This is a genomic window from Amycolatopsis sp. NPDC049252 (genome assembly GCF_043197175.1).
In the GTDB taxonomy this organism is placed as follows: Bacteria; Actinomycetota; Actinomycetes; order Mycobacteriales; family Pseudonocardiaceae; genus Amycolatopsis.
In genome coordinates, this window is record NZ_JBICSQ010000015.1 from 90,659 (window position 1) to 104,348 (window position 13,690).

Consider the following 13,690-nt stretch of genomic DNA (forward strand, 5'->3'; position numbering starts at 1 on the left):
TGTCGGGGTTGTCCACAGGACAAGTCAGCCGCCGAATGCAGCAGCCGCCGGTCAAAGCAGGCTCGCCACCGCCACCGCGAACGCTGCGGGCGCCTCCTGCGGGGCGTTGTGGCCGACGCCTTCGAGCAGCCGGTGTTCGTACGGCCCGGTGAAGTGCTCCCGGTCGCCGGACGAGCTCGGCCCGAGCAGGCCGTCGGCGCCGGTCTCCAGCATCACCGCCGGCACGGTGATCGGCGGCTGCCGCGCGATCAGGTCTTCCAGCGCCTGGTGGCGCGGATCTCCTTCCGCCAGGCCGTAACGGTGCCGGTAGGAGTGGATCACGACGTCGACGAAGTCCGGGTTGTGCAGGCTCGGCGCGCTCGCCGGAAAGGCCGCGGCGGCACCGGACCACGTGGGCGACCAGGTCCGCCACAGGAGCTCGCACAGCTCCTCGCGGTTGCGGTCCAGACCACGGCGCCCGCGCTCGGAGTGGAAGTAGTACTGGTACCAGAACGTGGCTTCCCATTCGGGTTTCGCGGGTTCGTTCGCGCCGGCGATGTCCTGGACGTTGTACCCGTCGACGGTGACCAGGCCGCGCACGCGCTCCGGGTGCACGGCGGCCGTGATGCACGCCGCGCGCCCGCCCCAGTCGTACCCGGCGAGGACCGCGGTGCCGATGCCGAGGGCGTCCATGAACTCGACCAGGTCCTGGGCGAGCGCGGCCTGCTGCCCGGACCGCGGGGTGGCCGCGTCGCGGAACGACGTGGCGCCGAACCCGCGGAGGTAGGGCGCCACCACCCACGCGCGGCCGGCCAGGAGGTCCGCGACGTCGTCGTAGGCCCGCACGTCGTAGGGGAAGCCGTGAAGCAGGATCACCGGGACCGCGCCGGGGGAGCCGGTGTGTTCGTACGCGACCTCCAAGGCCGGGGTGCCGACCCGTCCGGTCGAAGAGAAGCCCATTCGCGGATCTTCGCACGGAGGAGCGGCATTTACCTCCGAGGGAATTGGTTCGGCTCCGGCGCCGTCGCAGACTCGTGGCATGACCAGTTATCCGATCCACACCGTCGAAACCGCTCCCGAAGCCGAGCCGCTGAAGGTGCTCCAGGAGGCGTTCGGGTTCGTGCCGGCCGCGGCGGGGCTCATGGCGAACTCGCCGGCGCTGCTGAACACCTTCTTCTCCGCGTTCGGGCACTTCCGGGGCGGCGGCACGTTCGGCCCGGACGAACGGCAGGTCCTGCTGCTGTCCAACGCCGTCGCCAACGGCAGCGAGTGGGCGGTCGCCTTCCACACCCTGGAGTCGCTCGCGGACGGCGTCGAGCCGGAGGTGGTCGAGGCCCTGCGCCGCGGCGAACGGCCGGCCGATCCGCGGATGGCCGCGCTGTCGGCGCTCACCCGCGCGTTCATCGCCAAGCGGGGCCACCTCGACGACGCGGACGTTGCGGCGTTCACCGCCGCCGGCTTCACCGAGGAGCAGGTGTTCGAGGTGATCACCGGCGTGGCGATCTCCACGATGACCAACTACACCGCGAACGTCGCCCGGCCGCCGCTGGAGCCGGCCGTGCGGCCGCACGCGTGGACCGCGGGATACTCGGACGGTGTCTGACATCGGCCCACTGCTGAAACACTGGCGCGGCGCCCGGCGGCTGAGCCAGCTGGCGCTGGCCGCCGAGGCCGCGGTGTCGATCCGGCACCTGTGCTTCCTCGAGACCGGGCGCGCGAAGCCCAGCCGCGCCATGGTGCTGAAGCTCGCCGAGGTGCTCGACGTGCCGCTGCGCGAACGCAACACCCTGCTGCTCAGCGCCGGGTTCGCACCCGAGTACCCGGAGTCCGCATGGGACGTCCCGGAGCTCGCCGCCGTCCGCGAGGCGCTGGAAACCATCCTCGCCCAGCAGGAGCCGTTCCCGGCGCTGGTGATGGACCGGAACTGGGACATCCGGCACACCAACACCGCGGCCCGCCGGTTCTTCGCCTTCCTCCAAGACGGACGTTCGACGACCCCGCCCGGGCCGTCGAACGTGCTGCGCCGGATGTTCCACCCCGACGGCGTCCGCCCGAACGTGACGAACTGGACCGACGTCGCCGAAGCCCTGGTCCGGCGCGTCCGTCGCGAGGCGATCGGCGGGATCACCGACGAGCGCGCCCAGCGGATCCTCGACGAGGTGCTGGACTACCCCGGGGTGCCGGCGTCGCTGCGGTCGCTCGACGCGACGGCGCCGGTGCTGCCGATCGTGCCGATCCGCTACGCCCGCGGCGACCGGCGCTTCGACTACTTCTCCACCGTGACGACGCTCGGCACCCCGCAGGACGTGACGCTGCAGGAGCTGCGGATCGAGTGCTTCTTCCCGATGAACGACGAGACCCGGGAGCACGCGCGGCACCTCGCCGGGGAGTGAGCCCCGATGGACAAGTGGACAAGTGTCCGCTAACGTCGATTTAAGCGGACACTTGTCCGCGGCAATCGACGGGAGCGTGTCATGTCAGGCATCGAGGGCAAGGTCGTCGCCATCACGGGAGCGAGCGGCGGCATCGGCGAGGCCGTGGCCCGCCTGCTCGCCGAACGCGGCGCGGCGGTCGTCGTCGGAGCGCGCCGGGCGGATCGCCTGGCCGAGCTGGCCGAGGACATCACCGCCCGCGGCGGGCGGGCCGTCGCCTGCGCCACCGACGTCACCGTCCAGGCCGACGTCGAACGGCTCGTCGCCCGGGCCGTCGAGGAGTTCGGCCGGCTCGACGTGTTCGTGGGCAACGCCGGGATCAGCAAGATCGGCCCGGTGGCGGACCTCGACGTCGCGGGCTGGTCGGCGATGATCGACGTCAACCTCCGCGGCGTGCTGCACGGGATCGCCGCCGCCCTGCCCGTGTTCCGGCGGCAGGGCCGGGGGCACCTGGTGACGACGGTGTCGACGTCCGGGCTGAAGATCACGCCCACGATGGCGGTCTACGCCGCCACGAAGAACGCCGTCCGCACCCTGCTGGAAGGACTCCGCCAAGAGTCCACCGACGGGGTGTTGCGCACCACGGCGATCTCCCCGGGCTTCGTCCGGACCGACTTGGCCGACTCGATCGACAACCCGCAGGTGCGCGCGGAGATCCGCCGTGGCATCGACGAGTTCGCGATCGCGCCGGACGCGGTGGCTCGTGCGGTGGCTTTCGCGGTGGAGCAGCCGTATGACGTCGAGATCGGTGAGCTGGTGATCCGGCCCACCGTCCAGGGCTAACCGATCTCCGCCAGCACCTCGCGGACCCGGTCGCGCAGCCAGCGGTGCGCCTTGTCGTTCTCGTAGCGCTGGTGCCAGGACACCACCAGCGGCACCGGCGGCCGGGGCATCGGCAGGGGCACGATCACCAGGCCCAGTGCCTCGATCACGCCCGCGCACATGCCCTCCGGCACCGCCGTGACGAACTCGCCGAGCCGGACCACGCCGAGCGCGGCCGTGGTGGTCGGCACGGTCGCGACGACCTGCCGCTCGAGGCCGTGCCCGGCCAGGACGTCGTCCATCGGGTCGCGCAGCCGGCCGCGCCTGCTGATCCGGACGTGCGGCGCGTCCGCGTAGCGCCGCAGGGTCGGTTTCCGCTTGGCGAAAGGGTGATCCGGTGCGACGACGAGCACCAGCCGGTCCTCGAAGAAGGTTTCCGAGCGGATCTCCGGGGAGTCCGGGGCCGCGCTGCCGAGCTCGAGGTCGACCTGGCCGCGGCGCAGCTCGTGGGTGTCCACACTGGACTCGGCGAGCAGCCGCAGCCGGGCGCCGGGGGCGGCGTGGCGAACCGCGGCGATGAGCCCGGGGCTCAGCGCGGTGGTGATCGCGTCGTGGCAGACCAGCGTGAACACCCGGTCGAGCGCGGCCAGGTCGAGCTCCCGTTCCGGCGCGAGCACGCTTTCGGCCTGCTGCACCAGATCGCGGACCTGGGCCCGGATCGCCAGCGCGTACGGCGTCGGGGTCATCGTCCGCCCGGTGCGGACCAGGATCTCGTCGCCGGTGACCCGCCGGATCCGCCCGAGCGCCCGGCTCACCGCGGGCGAGGACAGGTGCAGGCGATCCGCGGCCGCGGCCACGCTGCCCTCCTCGAGCAGCGCGTCCAGCGCCGTGAGGAGGTTCAGGTCCAGGTGCATGGCGCGAAGCGTACTGGCGCCGCGATCACCGGACGGGACTCGCGCGGGTCCGGCCGGCCTCGTGCGGTGGCCGCACCCACCAGCGCAGGGCGGCGAACCGGCCGGCCCCGCCGAGGGTGCTGAGCACCAGGATGGCCAGGCTCTCCGGCAGCACGCCCGGCCGGGGGACGAGCAGCGGGAGCACGAGCAGGCCCGCCGACGTCGACCCGCTGGACCACGCCCAGCTCGCCAGGTTCTGCACGGCCTTGCGCGCCGGGATCGCGCTCGCGCGGGAAAAGGTGAACCGCCGGTGCAGTTCGGTCCCGGCGACCGTCGTCACCGCGTTGGCGAGCAACGTGGCGACGACGGGCGCCAGCACCGTGCGCAGCGTCCAGTAGACGGCGAACGTCCCGGCCGTGGCCGTCGACCCGACCAGCACGAACTTCGCACCCTGCCGGACGAGCTGCCGGGGCGCGGTTCCGTGCGGCCGGGTGGCGTCGGTCATGCCTCCGATGGTGCCCCGCCCGCGGCCGCGGAACGTCTTCCAGGCGCGCCGATCACGTCCCGGGCCGCGCCTGCGCACTAGCTCGTGAGTGCCTGCGTGCCGAGGACGGTGAGCAGGGCGAGGCGCTCGGCGTCTTCGGTGCCGGGCTCGGCGGTGTAGAGCATGACGCGCTGGTCGCTGCCGGCCACGGTGAGCGTGTCGCAGTCCAGCGTCACCGGGCCCACCCGCGGGTGGTCGACGACCTTCCGGGCGGTCTCGTGGTGCCCGACGGCACCGGAGTCCCACAGCTCGCCGAACCGGTCGCTCTCCGCGCGCAGTTCGGCGACCAGCCGGCGCAGCCCGCGATCGGCGGGGTAGCGCCCGGCGGCCGCCCGCAGGTCGGCGACCAGCATGGCCTCCATCGCCCGTTGCGACTCCGGCGTGTGCCGGACCCGGGTGCCCGGGCCGAGCAGGTTGCGCCACACGGCGTTGCGCTCGTGGCCGTGCCACCCGGACGGGTCGCCCATCAGCGCCGCGTACGCCGGGTTGGCGACCAGCAGCGTCCAGCCCGCGTCGAACACGGCGGCGGGCGTCCCGTCGAGCCGGTCCATCAGGCGCTGGACGCTCGGGGTGATGCGGGCGGGCACCGTGCCGGGGCCGGGCGGGGTGAGCCCGGCCAGGTGGAAGAGGTGCTCGCGTTCGGTGGCGGACAGGCGCAGGGCCCGGGCCAGTGTCTCGACGACCTGGCTCGACGGGTGGGACGCGCGGCCCTGTTCGAGACGGGTGACGTAGTCGGCGGAGATCCCGGCCAGCATGGCCAGTTCCTCGCGCCGCAGCCCGGCCGCGCGCCGCTGCCCGCCGGCGGGCAGGCCGGCGGTCTCCGGCGCGACCCGGTCACGCCAGCGCCGCACCGCCTGCCCGAACTCCGCCTTCGCCATGCCCTCCAGTGTGCGCCGCGCCCGCCGGATCTGCCTGGTACCAGCGGTCCCAGGAAGACCCGGCGGCTGGTGGCCCGGCACGTCCCGGCCGAACCTGGAGCCCATGACACTCACCGAATCCCCGGCCTGGTTCATCACCGGCTGCTCCACCGGCCTCGGCCGCGCGCTGGCCACCTGCGTCCTGGAACGCGGGTGGCGCGCGGCGGTCACCGCCCGCGACCCGCGGACGGTCGCGGACCTCGTCGCCCGCCACGGCGATCGCGCGGTGGCCCGCACCCTCGACGTCACCGATCCCGAGCAGGTCACCGCCGCGGTCAAGGGGGCCGAGGAGACCTTCGGCCGGATCGACGTCCTGGTCAACAACGCCGGCTACGGCTACCTCGCCGCCGTCGAAGAGGGCGACGACGCCGAGGTCCGCGCGCTGTTCGACACGAACGTCTTCGGCCTCGCCGCGGTGACCAGGGCCGTGCTGCCGGGCATGCGCGCCCGCCGGTCCGGCCACGTCGTCAACGTCTCCTCCCTCGGCGGGCTGGCCGGGTTCGGGGCCACCGGCTACTACCACGCGACGAAGTTCGCGGTGGAGGGCTTGTCGGAGTCCTTGGCCGCCGAGGTCGCGCCGCTGGGCATCGGGGTGACCATCGTGGAGCCGGGCGCGTTCCGCACGAACTGGTCCGGCCCGTCGATGAAGCAGTCCGCGACCCGCATCGACGACTACGCCGAGACCGCGGGCAAGCGCCGCGAAGCGACGCTGGCCACGTACGGCAGCCAGCCCGGCGACCCGGCCCGCGCCGCCGAAGCGATCGTCACCGCGCTCGAAGCCGGCGAACCGCCGTTGCGGCTGCTGCTCGGCACCGCCGCCCTCGCCGTCGCCCGCGGCAAGATCGAGTCCCTTCAGCGTGAGTTCGCCCGGTGGGAGGAGCTCAGCCGGAGTACGGAGCTGTGACGTCCTTTGTGGACTCGACGAGCACCCGGGCGACCACGTCGGGCTGCGAGAGCGGAACCCCGTGGGAGGCGTCGACCTCGGTGACCTTCGAGCCCGCCCGGCCGGCCATCCACCGCTGGGCTTCCGTCGGGATCGACCGGTCCGCTGTGGCGACCACGGCCCAGGACGGCAGCGTCCGCCAGGTGGCCGTCCCGTCGAAGCTCTGGGAGAGCGCCGCCGGGTCGAACGGGCGCTGGGCGGCCGCCAGGACCCGCGCCTCGGCCGGCTCGAGGTCGGCGGCGTAGGCCGGGGCGAACATCTCCGGACGCAGGTAGGCCTCCTGGCCGCCGGGGTAGTCGCGGACGACCAGGTTGCCGGGACCGAGGAGGCTGCCCGGGAACTTGCCGTTCAGCTCACCCGCCGTCTCGCCGGCGTCCTGCTGGAACGCGGCGACGAACACGAGCGCCCGCACCGCCGCGGTGAGCGCGTCCGGCGCGGAGAGCACCGAACCCGCGTAGGAGTGACCCGCGACGACCAGCGGCCCGGGCAGCGTTTCGAGGAAGCGGCGCAGGTAGGCGATGTCGCCGTCGAGGGTGCGGAGAGGCAGCGCCGGCGCGATCACCGCGTGCCCCTCGGCCTGCAGGATCGGACAGACGCGGCGCCACACCGAAGCGTCGGTCAGTGCGCCGTGGACGAGAACAACGGTCTTGGTGGTCATGCACGGAAGTCTCGGCTTTCGCGGCGTGCTCGAGCAGTGGCAGGACTGCCTCTCAGCGCTACGATCCTGCCATGGCTCGTCATCGTCTGGTCGTCGTCCTGCTCGACGAAGTCCTCCCGCTGGACTACGCGATCCCGTTGCACGTCTTCGCCCGCGAAGCGCCGGAGGCCTACGACGTGGTGACCGCTTCCGTGGACGGCCGGCCGGTGCCGGTCGCGGGCGGGACGTCCGTCGTGCCCGACGGCGGCCTCGATCTGCTGCGCCGGGCGCGCACGGTGATCGTGCCCGGGTACGCGGACGCCGCCGGGCGGCGGCTGCCCGGGATGGTGGTGCGCGCCCTGGCCGCGGCGCACCGCCGCGGTGCCCGGATGATCTCGATCTGCTCCGGGGCGTTCGCGCTGGCCGAGGCCGGTGTCCTCGACGGGCTGACGGTGACGACCCACTGGTCGCTGTGCGACGACCTGGCGGCGCGGTTCCCGGCGGTGACGGTGGACCAGTCGCTGCTCGTCGCCGGCACCGACGCGGTGCTGACGTCCGGCGGGGTGACCGCCGGCGTCGACCTGTGCCTGCACGTCCTGCACAGCGACCTCGGCGCCGCGGCGGCGCGCCACGTCTCGCGGCGGGTCGTGATGGCGTCGCGGGCGCCGGACGGCCAGCGGCAGTTCGTCGAGAAGAAGGTCGTGCCGCCCGGGGACGACGTCATCGCCCGCGCCCAGCAGTGGATGCTCACCGCGATGGGGGAGAACCTGTCGGTGCGGGACATGGCCGAGCGCGTCACCATGGCCGAGCGCACGTTCCACCGCCGGTTCCGTGCACGGACGGGCGTGCCGCCGCTGTCGTGGCTGCGCGAGCAGCGCATCGCCCGCGCGAAGGAGCTGCTGGAGAGCTCGGACCTGCCGATCGAGGAGATCGCCCGGGAGGTCGGCCTGGGCTCGCCGGCCAACCTGCGGGCGCAGTTCCGCCGCGCGACGAACGTCTCCCCGAGTGAGCACCGGCGGCTGTTCGCGTTCGGCCGGGCGGGCTGAGCGCGTGCCACCTGGCAGGATGTCCCGATGGACGCGCGCAGCAGGAACAACGTGGTCGTCACCGGCCCGGCCGACGGTCCCGTGGTGCTGCTGGCCCACGGCTTCGGCTGCGACCAGAACCTCTGGCGGCTCGTCGTCCCCGCGCTGGCGAAACACTTCCGGGTGGTGTTGTTCGACCACGTCGGCGCGGGCAAGTCGGACGTCTCGGCGTGGTCGGCGGAGCGGTACGCCGGCCTGGACGCCTACGCCTCGGACGTGCTGGACATCTGCGCCGAACTCGGCCTGCGCGACGTGACGCTCGTCGGTCACTCCGTGTCGGCGATGATCGCCGTGCTGGCCGTGAACCGCGCGCCGGAGCGGTTCGCGAAGCTGGTGCTGCTCACGCCGTCGCCGTGCTACATCGACGACGGGGACTACCGCGGCGGGTTCAGCCGGATGGACGTCGACGAGCTGCTCGAGTCGCTCGAAGCCAACTACCTGGGCTGGTCGGCGGCCATGGCGCCGGTCATCATGGGCAACCCCGAGCGACCCGAGCTCGGCGGCGAGCTGACCGACAGCTTCTGCCGCACCGACCCGGTGATCGCGCGGGTGTTCGCCCGCGCCACGTTCCTGTCCGACAACCGCGCCGACCTGCCGCGGGTCGCGGTGCCCACGCTGGTGATCCAGACCGCCCAGGACGCCATCGCGCCACCGGAGGTCGGCCGGTTCGTGCACGAGCAGATCGACGGCAGCGCCCTGGTGACGCTCGACGCGACCGGGCACTGCCCTCAGCTCAGCGCGCCGGAAGCGACCGCCGAAGCGATCCTGGCGTTCGCGAGCCCGCGGTGATGTGCGAGGCGGGGGACGCCGACGGCAGCAGCGAGGACACGGTCGGGGACGCGTTCCCGGCCCTGCTCGAAGACAGCGCCGAGGACCTCTACGAGCACGCCCCGTGCGGGTACCTCTCGACGCTGATGGACGGCACCATCGCGAAGATCAACACCACGTTGCTCGGCTGGCTGGGCCACCGCCGCGAAGAACTGGTCGGGCGGCGGCGGTTCGCCGACCTGCTGACCGTCGGCGGCCGGATCTACCACGAGACCCACATCGCGCCGATGCTGGCGATGCACGGCGAGGCCGGCGGCCTGGCCCTGGAGCTGCGCACCGCCGGCGGGACCCGGCTGCCGGTGCTCGTGACCTCGACGGTCAAGAACGGCGCGGACGGCACCGCCCAGCTGATCCGCAGCACGATCTTCGACGCCCGTGACCGCCGCGCCTACGAAGAGGAACTGCTGCGCGCCCGTCGCCAAGCCGACCTCGAACGCGACCGGGCGCGCGGGCTCGCGGCCATCCTGCAGCGCACCCTCCTCCCGCCGGCGCTGCCGGCGGTGCCCGGCATGGAGGTCGCCGCCCACTACCACCCCGCCTCCGCCGACGAGGTCGGCGGCGACTTCTACGACCTGTTCCCGCTCACCGGCGGCACCTGGGGCTTCTTCCTCGGCGACGTCTCCGGCAAGGGCGCCGTCGCGGCCGCCGTGACGTCCCTGGTCCGCTACACGCTGCGCGCCGCCGCCGTCTACGACCCCGATCCGGTCGGCGTGCTGCGCAACCTCAACACCGTGCTGAACCAGGAGTTCCGCGGCACCGACCCGCGGTACTGCACGGTCGTCTACGGCTCGCTCACCCCCGAAGCCGGCGGCTGCGTGATCACCCTGGCCGGCGGCGGGCACCCGCCGTCGCTCCTCATCCGGGCGGCCGGCACCGTCGAGTTCGTCGGCACGCCGGGCGGCATGCTGGTCGGCGCGGTGCCCGACGCCCGGTTCACCAAGGTCGGCCTGCGTCTGGCGCCCGGCGACACGCTGCTGCTCTACAGCGACGGCCTCACCGAAGCCCGCACGTCGTCCGGCCGGGCCCGCTACAGCGAAGAGGAGCTGCGGGAGTTCCTCAGGACTCCCGCCCCGACCACGGCACCGGCGGTGACGGCGGCATTGAAGGGCCTGCTGACGAGCTTCGGTGACGGCGTCGAGGACGACACGGCCCTCCTCGCGTTGAGCATCCCCTCGGAGACGGCATCGTGACCCCGGGCTTCACGACCGCCACGCGCACGGAGCCCGCCGGCCCGGTCCTCGCGTTCACCGGCGAGCTGGACGCCGCCACCGCCCCCACCGCCTTGAAGGCGATCCAGGCGCTGACCCCGCACCGCGGCGAGCAGCTGGTCGTCGACCTGTCCGCGCTGGCGTTCTGCGACTCGAGCGGCATCTCGGCGCTGCTGGCCGCGCGCAACCTCGCCCTGGCCGCCGACGCCGTGATCGCGCTCGTCGGCGTGCCCCGCCAGCTGCAGCGCAGCCTGAAGCTGATCGGCCTGGATGCCTTTTTCCCGGCGCACGCCACGATCGAGGCCGCCCGCGACGGACTATCCTAAAAGGACTGAGCGGTCAGGCGGCCAGGTCGTCCCAGCGGACGAGGACGGCGGCGGCGAGCAGGCCGGCGACGAGGATCTTGGCGATGATCAGCAGCGCGCTCGCGCCGGTGACCTGCCCGAGGTCGAGCAGCACCTCCGCGAGGAACGCCCCCGCCAGGATCTTCGCGCCCCAGCGCCGCCGGACGGCGACGGCGAGCACGCCGATCAGCTGCACCGCGGAGGCGAGCAGCGCGAGCACGAACCACGGCGACGTCTCGTCCCCGTGGTCCAGCTCGCCCACCAGCACGAGGATCCGGGCGACCAGGAGAACGGCCGTGCCCAGCCCGAACAGGACCAGCATCACGGGCAGGAAGATCCGTCCGGCCTGGCCTTCGGTGGCGGATTCGGGCACGCGGCGACGAGGCACGCCGGCCTCCCTCGGCTCGAATGACCTGAACCTCCCACCGTGCCCGAAAACGCCCCGCTTGACCATCGGTCATTTGCCGTAGTCACCGCCGCATCCTCGGATCGTGCGTCGGGTCGGGGTACAGGGGCGGGCAGCCGCCGGTCACGGCCTCCGGGCGCAGCTCGTAGTGCCAGGGTTCGTTGCGGTAGATCTGGCACAGCCCGTACCGGGCGCCGTGCTCGGACAGCCAGGCCCGCGCGTCGGCGGGCCCGACGTCGACCGCGTCGCCCCGCACGTGCGCCGACGTGGCGGGGGTGGCCACCCAGCGGGCCGCCTCCTCGGCCGAGCCGTACTTCGAGACGGCGTCGTGGAGCAGCTGTTCCTGGTACTCCGGCGATCGCCAGCCACCGTTGACGACGAATCCGACGCCGTCGCGTGCGGCGTCCGCTGCCGCGCGGCGCAGGGCACCGAGCAGCGCGGGATGGAGGTTGGCCACGGCCGGGGTCTCGTCGTCGAAGACCGGCACGGGGACGGGGACGGCGCCGTGGGCCGGGCCGAGGGCCTGCCGGACGGCGGGTTCGAAGTCGGGCATGCCACCAGCCAAGGGCGCGCGGTGTTGCCGTCCCGTATCCGGCTTCGGATATGCGGGCGATATGCGGCGCCTCCTAGCATCGGAGGATGCGCGTGCTGATCGTCGAGGACGAGCCTTATCTGGCCGAAGCCATCCGTGACGGGCTGCGCCTCGAAGCGATCGCCGCCGACATCGCCGGTGACGGTGACACGGCGCTGGCGCTGCTGGGCGTCAACGCCTACGACATCGCCGTGCTCGACCGCGACGTCCCCGGCCCCTCCGGTGACGAGATCGCCGAGCACATCGTGGCCTCCGGCAGCGGCCTGCCGATCCTCATGCTCACCGCCGCCGACCGGCTCGACGACAAGGCCACCGGGTTCGAGCTCGGCGCCGACGACTACCTCACCAAGCCGTTCGCGCTCCAGGAGCTCGTGCTCCGGCTCCGGGCCCTCGACCGGCGGCGGGCGCACAACCGGCCGCCGGTGCGGGAGATCGCGGGCCTGCGGCTGGACCCGTTCCGCCGCGAGGTCTACCGCGACGGCCGCTACGTCGCGCTGACCAGGAAGCAGTTCGCCGTGCTCGAGGTGCTCGTCGCCGCCGAAGGCGGGGTGATCAGCGCCGAGGAGCTGCTGGAGCGGGCCTGGGACGAGAACGCCGACCCGTTCACCAACGCCGTCCGCATCACGGTCTCGACCCTGCGCAAGCGGCTCGGCGAACCCTGGCTGATCGCCACGGTGGCGGGGGTCGGCTACCGCATCGGGACCGGGGGCGAGGGTGAATAGGGCGCCGGGGCTGAGCGTCCGCCTCAAGCTGACCCTCAGCTACGCCGGGTTCCTCATGGTCGCGGGGGCTCTGCTGCTGGCCGCGGTGTGGGTGTTCCTCCTGCGGTACGTCCCCGACCGGGCGATGCTCTACGTCCCCGACAGCACCGCGCTCAACGGCGTTTTCCCGGTCCGGTCGACGCTCCTGCACGTGTTCCTGCCGCGGGCGGCCGCGGTGGCGGGGTTCCTGCTGGTGTTCGGCCTGCTGGGCGGGTGGCTACTCGCCGGCCGGATGCTCGGCCCCTTGGTCCGGATCACCGCCGCCACCCGGATGTCCGCGAGCGGCTCGCTCTCCCACCGGATCAACCTGGAGGGCCGCAGCGACGAGTTCCGCGAACTGGCCGACAGCTTCGACGCCATGCTCGCGCGGCTCGAAGCGCACGTCGGCGAGCAGCGGAGGTTCGCGGCGAACGCCTCCCACGAGCTGCGCACCCCGCTGGCGGCCACGCAGGCCCTGCTCGAGGTGGCCCGCAGGGATCCCGGCGGCCCCAGCGGCGAGCTCGTCGAGCGCCTCCACACGGTCAACACCCGCGCGATCGAGCTGACCGAGGCGCTGCTCCTGCTCAGCCGCAGCGGCCAGCGCTCGTTCACCCCGGAGCGCGTCGACCTGTCCCTCGTCGCGGAGGAAGCCGCCGAAACCCTGCTGCCCCTGGCGGAGAAGCGGGGTGTCACGGTCCGGACGTCCGGGGACATGACGCCGGTCGGGGGCTCACCCGCGCTCCTGCTGCAGCTGACGACGAACCTCCTGCACAACGCCATCGTCCACAACCGCCCCGAAGACGGCACCGTGCAGATCGACACGGCCGTCCGTCCCGGGTTCGTCGTGCTGACCGTCGAGAACACCGGCGACAAACTCACCCCGCAGCTGGTCTCGACCCTCACCGAGCCGTTCCAGCGCGGCGCCGAACGCATCCGCAACGACCACGGCGGCGTCGGTCTGGGCCTGGCCATCGTCCGGAGCATCACCCGGGCCCACGACGGCATCCTCAACCTGACCGCCCGGCCCGGCGGCGGACTGCGGGTCACGGTGCAGCTGCCCACCTAGGCTGACCCGCGCCGCTCGGCGATGGTGGTGAGCACGTGGCGGGCCAGGACGTCGCCTGCGTCGGGGGTGCCGGTCGCGGACGCCCGTGCCGACATCGCTGTGATCCGGGCGGGATCGGTGAGCACCGGGATCAGCGTGGTCTCGATCCAGGCCGGCGTCGCGCGCGCCGACATCGCCGCCGCGGTCCCGCTGCGTCACCGGACACCGGTTCAGGCTGCCCCGCGCCGCTCGGCGATGGTGGTGAGCACGTGGCGGGCCAGGACGTCGCCTGCGTCGGGGGTGCCGGTCGCGGACGCCCGTGCCGACATCGCTGT

Annotated in this window: 18 protein-coding genes; 10 read left to right on the forward strand and 8 right to left on the reverse strand. The window is 73.2% G+C overall.

Going from position 1 to position 13,690, the window contains the following annotated elements; all coding sequences use genetic code 11:
* Positions 1 to 51: 51 nt before the first annotated feature.
* The gene (locus tag ACGFMK_RS19530) at positions 52 to 939 is read right to left on the reverse strand and encodes an alpha/beta hydrolase (RefSeq protein WP_392764777.1); all 888 of its coding nucleotides are present in this window, start codon (positions 937 to 939) and stop codon (positions 52 to 54) included.
* A gap of 79 nt (positions 940 to 1,018) precedes the next feature.
* On the opposite strand from ACGFMK_RS19530, the gene ACGFMK_RS19535 reads away from it, so the two are divergent.
* The 3 genes from ACGFMK_RS19535 (at position 1,019) to ACGFMK_RS19545 (ending at position 3,194) form a co-directional block, all read left to right on the forward strand.
* Complete coding sequence (locus ACGFMK_RS19535; RefSeq protein ID WP_392764780.1) at positions 1,019 to 1,582, forward strand: carboxymuconolactone decarboxylase family protein; 564 nt, start codon at positions 1,019 to 1,021, stop codon at positions 1,580 to 1,582.
* Positions 1,575 to 2,372, forward strand: a complete 798-nt coding sequence (locus ACGFMK_RS19540; protein WP_392764783.1) for a helix-turn-helix domain-containing protein — start codon at positions 1,575 to 1,577, stop codon at positions 2,370 to 2,372. Before ACGFMK_RS19535 ends, ACGFMK_RS19540 begins: the two co-directional genes overlap by 8 nt.
* Before the next feature lie 81 nt (positions 2,373 to 2,453).
* Positions 2,454 to 3,194 (forward strand): SDR family oxidoreductase, encoded by a 741-nt coding sequence (locus tag ACGFMK_RS19545; protein ID WP_392764786.1) that lies wholly within the window; start codon positions 2,454 to 2,456, stop codon positions 3,192 to 3,194.
* On the opposite strand, the gene ACGFMK_RS19550 is transcribed toward ACGFMK_RS19545, so the two are convergent.
* The 3 genes from ACGFMK_RS19550 to ACGFMK_RS19560 form a co-directional block, all read right to left on the reverse strand.
* Positions 3,191 to 4,087: a LysR family transcriptional regulator gene (locus ACGFMK_RS19550; protein WP_392764789.1), complete on the reverse strand. Its 897-nt coding sequence runs from the start codon at positions 4,085 to 4,087 to the stop codon at positions 3,191 to 3,193. The two genes, ACGFMK_RS19545 and ACGFMK_RS19550, sit on opposite strands and share 4 nt — an antisense overlap.
* 25 nt (positions 4,088 to 4,112) lie before the next feature.
* Positions 4,113 to 4,571, reverse strand: a complete 459-nt coding sequence (locus tag ACGFMK_RS19555; RefSeq protein ID WP_392764792.1) for a GtrA family protein — start codon at positions 4,569 to 4,571, stop codon at positions 4,113 to 4,115.
* Between the two features lie 77 nt (positions 4,572 to 4,648).
* Positions 4,649 to 5,488 (reverse strand): helix-turn-helix transcriptional regulator, encoded by an 840-nt coding sequence (locus ACGFMK_RS19560; protein WP_392764794.1) that lies wholly within the window; start codon positions 5,486 to 5,488, stop codon positions 4,649 to 4,651.
* Between the two features lie 103 nt (positions 5,489 to 5,591).
* Here ACGFMK_RS19560 and ACGFMK_RS19565 point away from each other — a divergent pair, with 103 nt between their 5' ends.
* The gene (locus ACGFMK_RS19565; RefSeq protein WP_392764797.1) at positions 5,592 to 6,431 is read left to right on the forward strand and encodes an oxidoreductase; all 840 of its coding nucleotides are present in this window, start codon (positions 5,592 to 5,594) and stop codon (positions 6,429 to 6,431) included.
* Here the strand turns inward: ACGFMK_RS19565 and ACGFMK_RS19570 are convergent.
* A complete protein-coding gene (locus ACGFMK_RS19570) occupies positions 6,409 to 7,128 on the reverse strand; it encodes an alpha/beta fold hydrolase (protein WP_392764800.1) in 720 nt (239 codons plus the stop codon). The genes ACGFMK_RS19565 and ACGFMK_RS19570 overlap by 23 nt on opposite strands.
* A gap of 71 nt (positions 7,129 to 7,199) precedes the next feature.
* Between ACGFMK_RS19570 and ACGFMK_RS19575 the strand changes: the two genes are divergently transcribed.
* The 4 genes from ACGFMK_RS19575 to ACGFMK_RS19590 are packed head-to-tail and all read left to right on the forward strand — an operon-like array spanning position 7,200 to position 10,554.
* Positions 7,200 to 8,153 carry a GlxA family transcriptional regulator gene (locus ACGFMK_RS19575; protein ID WP_392764803.1) on the forward strand — a complete coding sequence of 318 codons (954 nt, stop codon included), beginning with the start codon at positions 7,200 to 7,202 and terminating at the stop codon, positions 8,151 to 8,153.
* A 27-nt stretch (positions 8,154 to 8,180) separates the two neighbouring features.
* A complete protein-coding gene (locus ACGFMK_RS19580; RefSeq protein ID WP_392764806.1) occupies positions 8,181 to 8,981 on the forward strand; it encodes an alpha/beta fold hydrolase in 801 nt (266 codons plus the stop codon).
* Positions 8,981 to 10,210 (forward strand): PP2C family protein-serine/threonine phosphatase, encoded by a 1,230-nt coding sequence (locus ACGFMK_RS19585; protein ID WP_392764809.1) that lies wholly within the window; start codon positions 8,981 to 8,983, stop codon positions 10,208 to 10,210. The genes ACGFMK_RS19580 and ACGFMK_RS19585 overlap by 1 nt, the downstream gene beginning before the upstream one ends.
* Complete coding sequence (locus tag ACGFMK_RS19590; RefSeq protein WP_392764812.1) at positions 10,207 to 10,554, forward strand: STAS domain-containing protein; 348 nt, start codon at positions 10,207 to 10,209, stop codon at positions 10,552 to 10,554. The genes ACGFMK_RS19585 and ACGFMK_RS19590 overlap by 4 nt, the downstream gene beginning before the upstream one ends.
* 13 nt (positions 10,555 to 10,567) lie before the next feature.
* Here ACGFMK_RS19590 and ACGFMK_RS19595 read toward each other — a convergent pair whose 3' ends face one another.
* Together ACGFMK_RS19595 and ACGFMK_RS19600 are read right to left on the reverse strand one after the other, a co-directional pair.
* A complete protein-coding gene (locus ACGFMK_RS19595) occupies positions 10,568 to 10,960 on the reverse strand; it encodes a hypothetical protein (protein WP_392764814.1) in 393 nt (130 codons plus the stop codon).
* A gap of 82 nt (positions 10,961 to 11,042) precedes the next feature.
* Positions 11,043 to 11,531, reverse strand: a complete 489-nt coding sequence (locus ACGFMK_RS19600) for a M15 family metallopeptidase (protein WP_392764817.1) — start codon at positions 11,529 to 11,531, stop codon at positions 11,043 to 11,045.
* Positions 11,532 to 11,617: 86 nt separating this feature from the next.
* Here ACGFMK_RS19600 and ACGFMK_RS19605 point away from each other — a divergent pair, with 86 nt between their 5' ends.
* On the forward strand, positions 11,618 to 12,292 hold the full coding sequence (locus ACGFMK_RS19605) for a response regulator transcription factor (protein WP_392764819.1): 675 nt from the start codon (positions 11,618 to 11,620) through the stop codon (positions 12,290 to 12,292).
* Positions 12,285 to 13,376 carry a sensor histidine kinase gene (locus ACGFMK_RS19610; protein ID WP_392764821.1) on the forward strand — a complete coding sequence of 364 codons (1,092 nt, stop codon included), beginning with the start codon at positions 12,285 to 12,287 and terminating at the stop codon, positions 13,374 to 13,376. Before ACGFMK_RS19605 ends, ACGFMK_RS19610 begins: the two co-directional genes overlap by 8 nt.
* Here ACGFMK_RS19610 and ACGFMK_RS19615 read toward each other — a convergent pair.
* On the reverse strand, positions 13,373 to 13,549 hold the full coding sequence (locus ACGFMK_RS19615; RefSeq protein WP_392764823.1) for a hypothetical protein: 177 nt from the start codon (positions 13,547 to 13,549) through the stop codon (positions 13,373 to 13,375). The two genes, ACGFMK_RS19610 and ACGFMK_RS19615, sit on opposite strands and share 4 nt — an antisense overlap.
* Positions 13,550 to 13,690 lie beyond the last annotated feature (141 nt).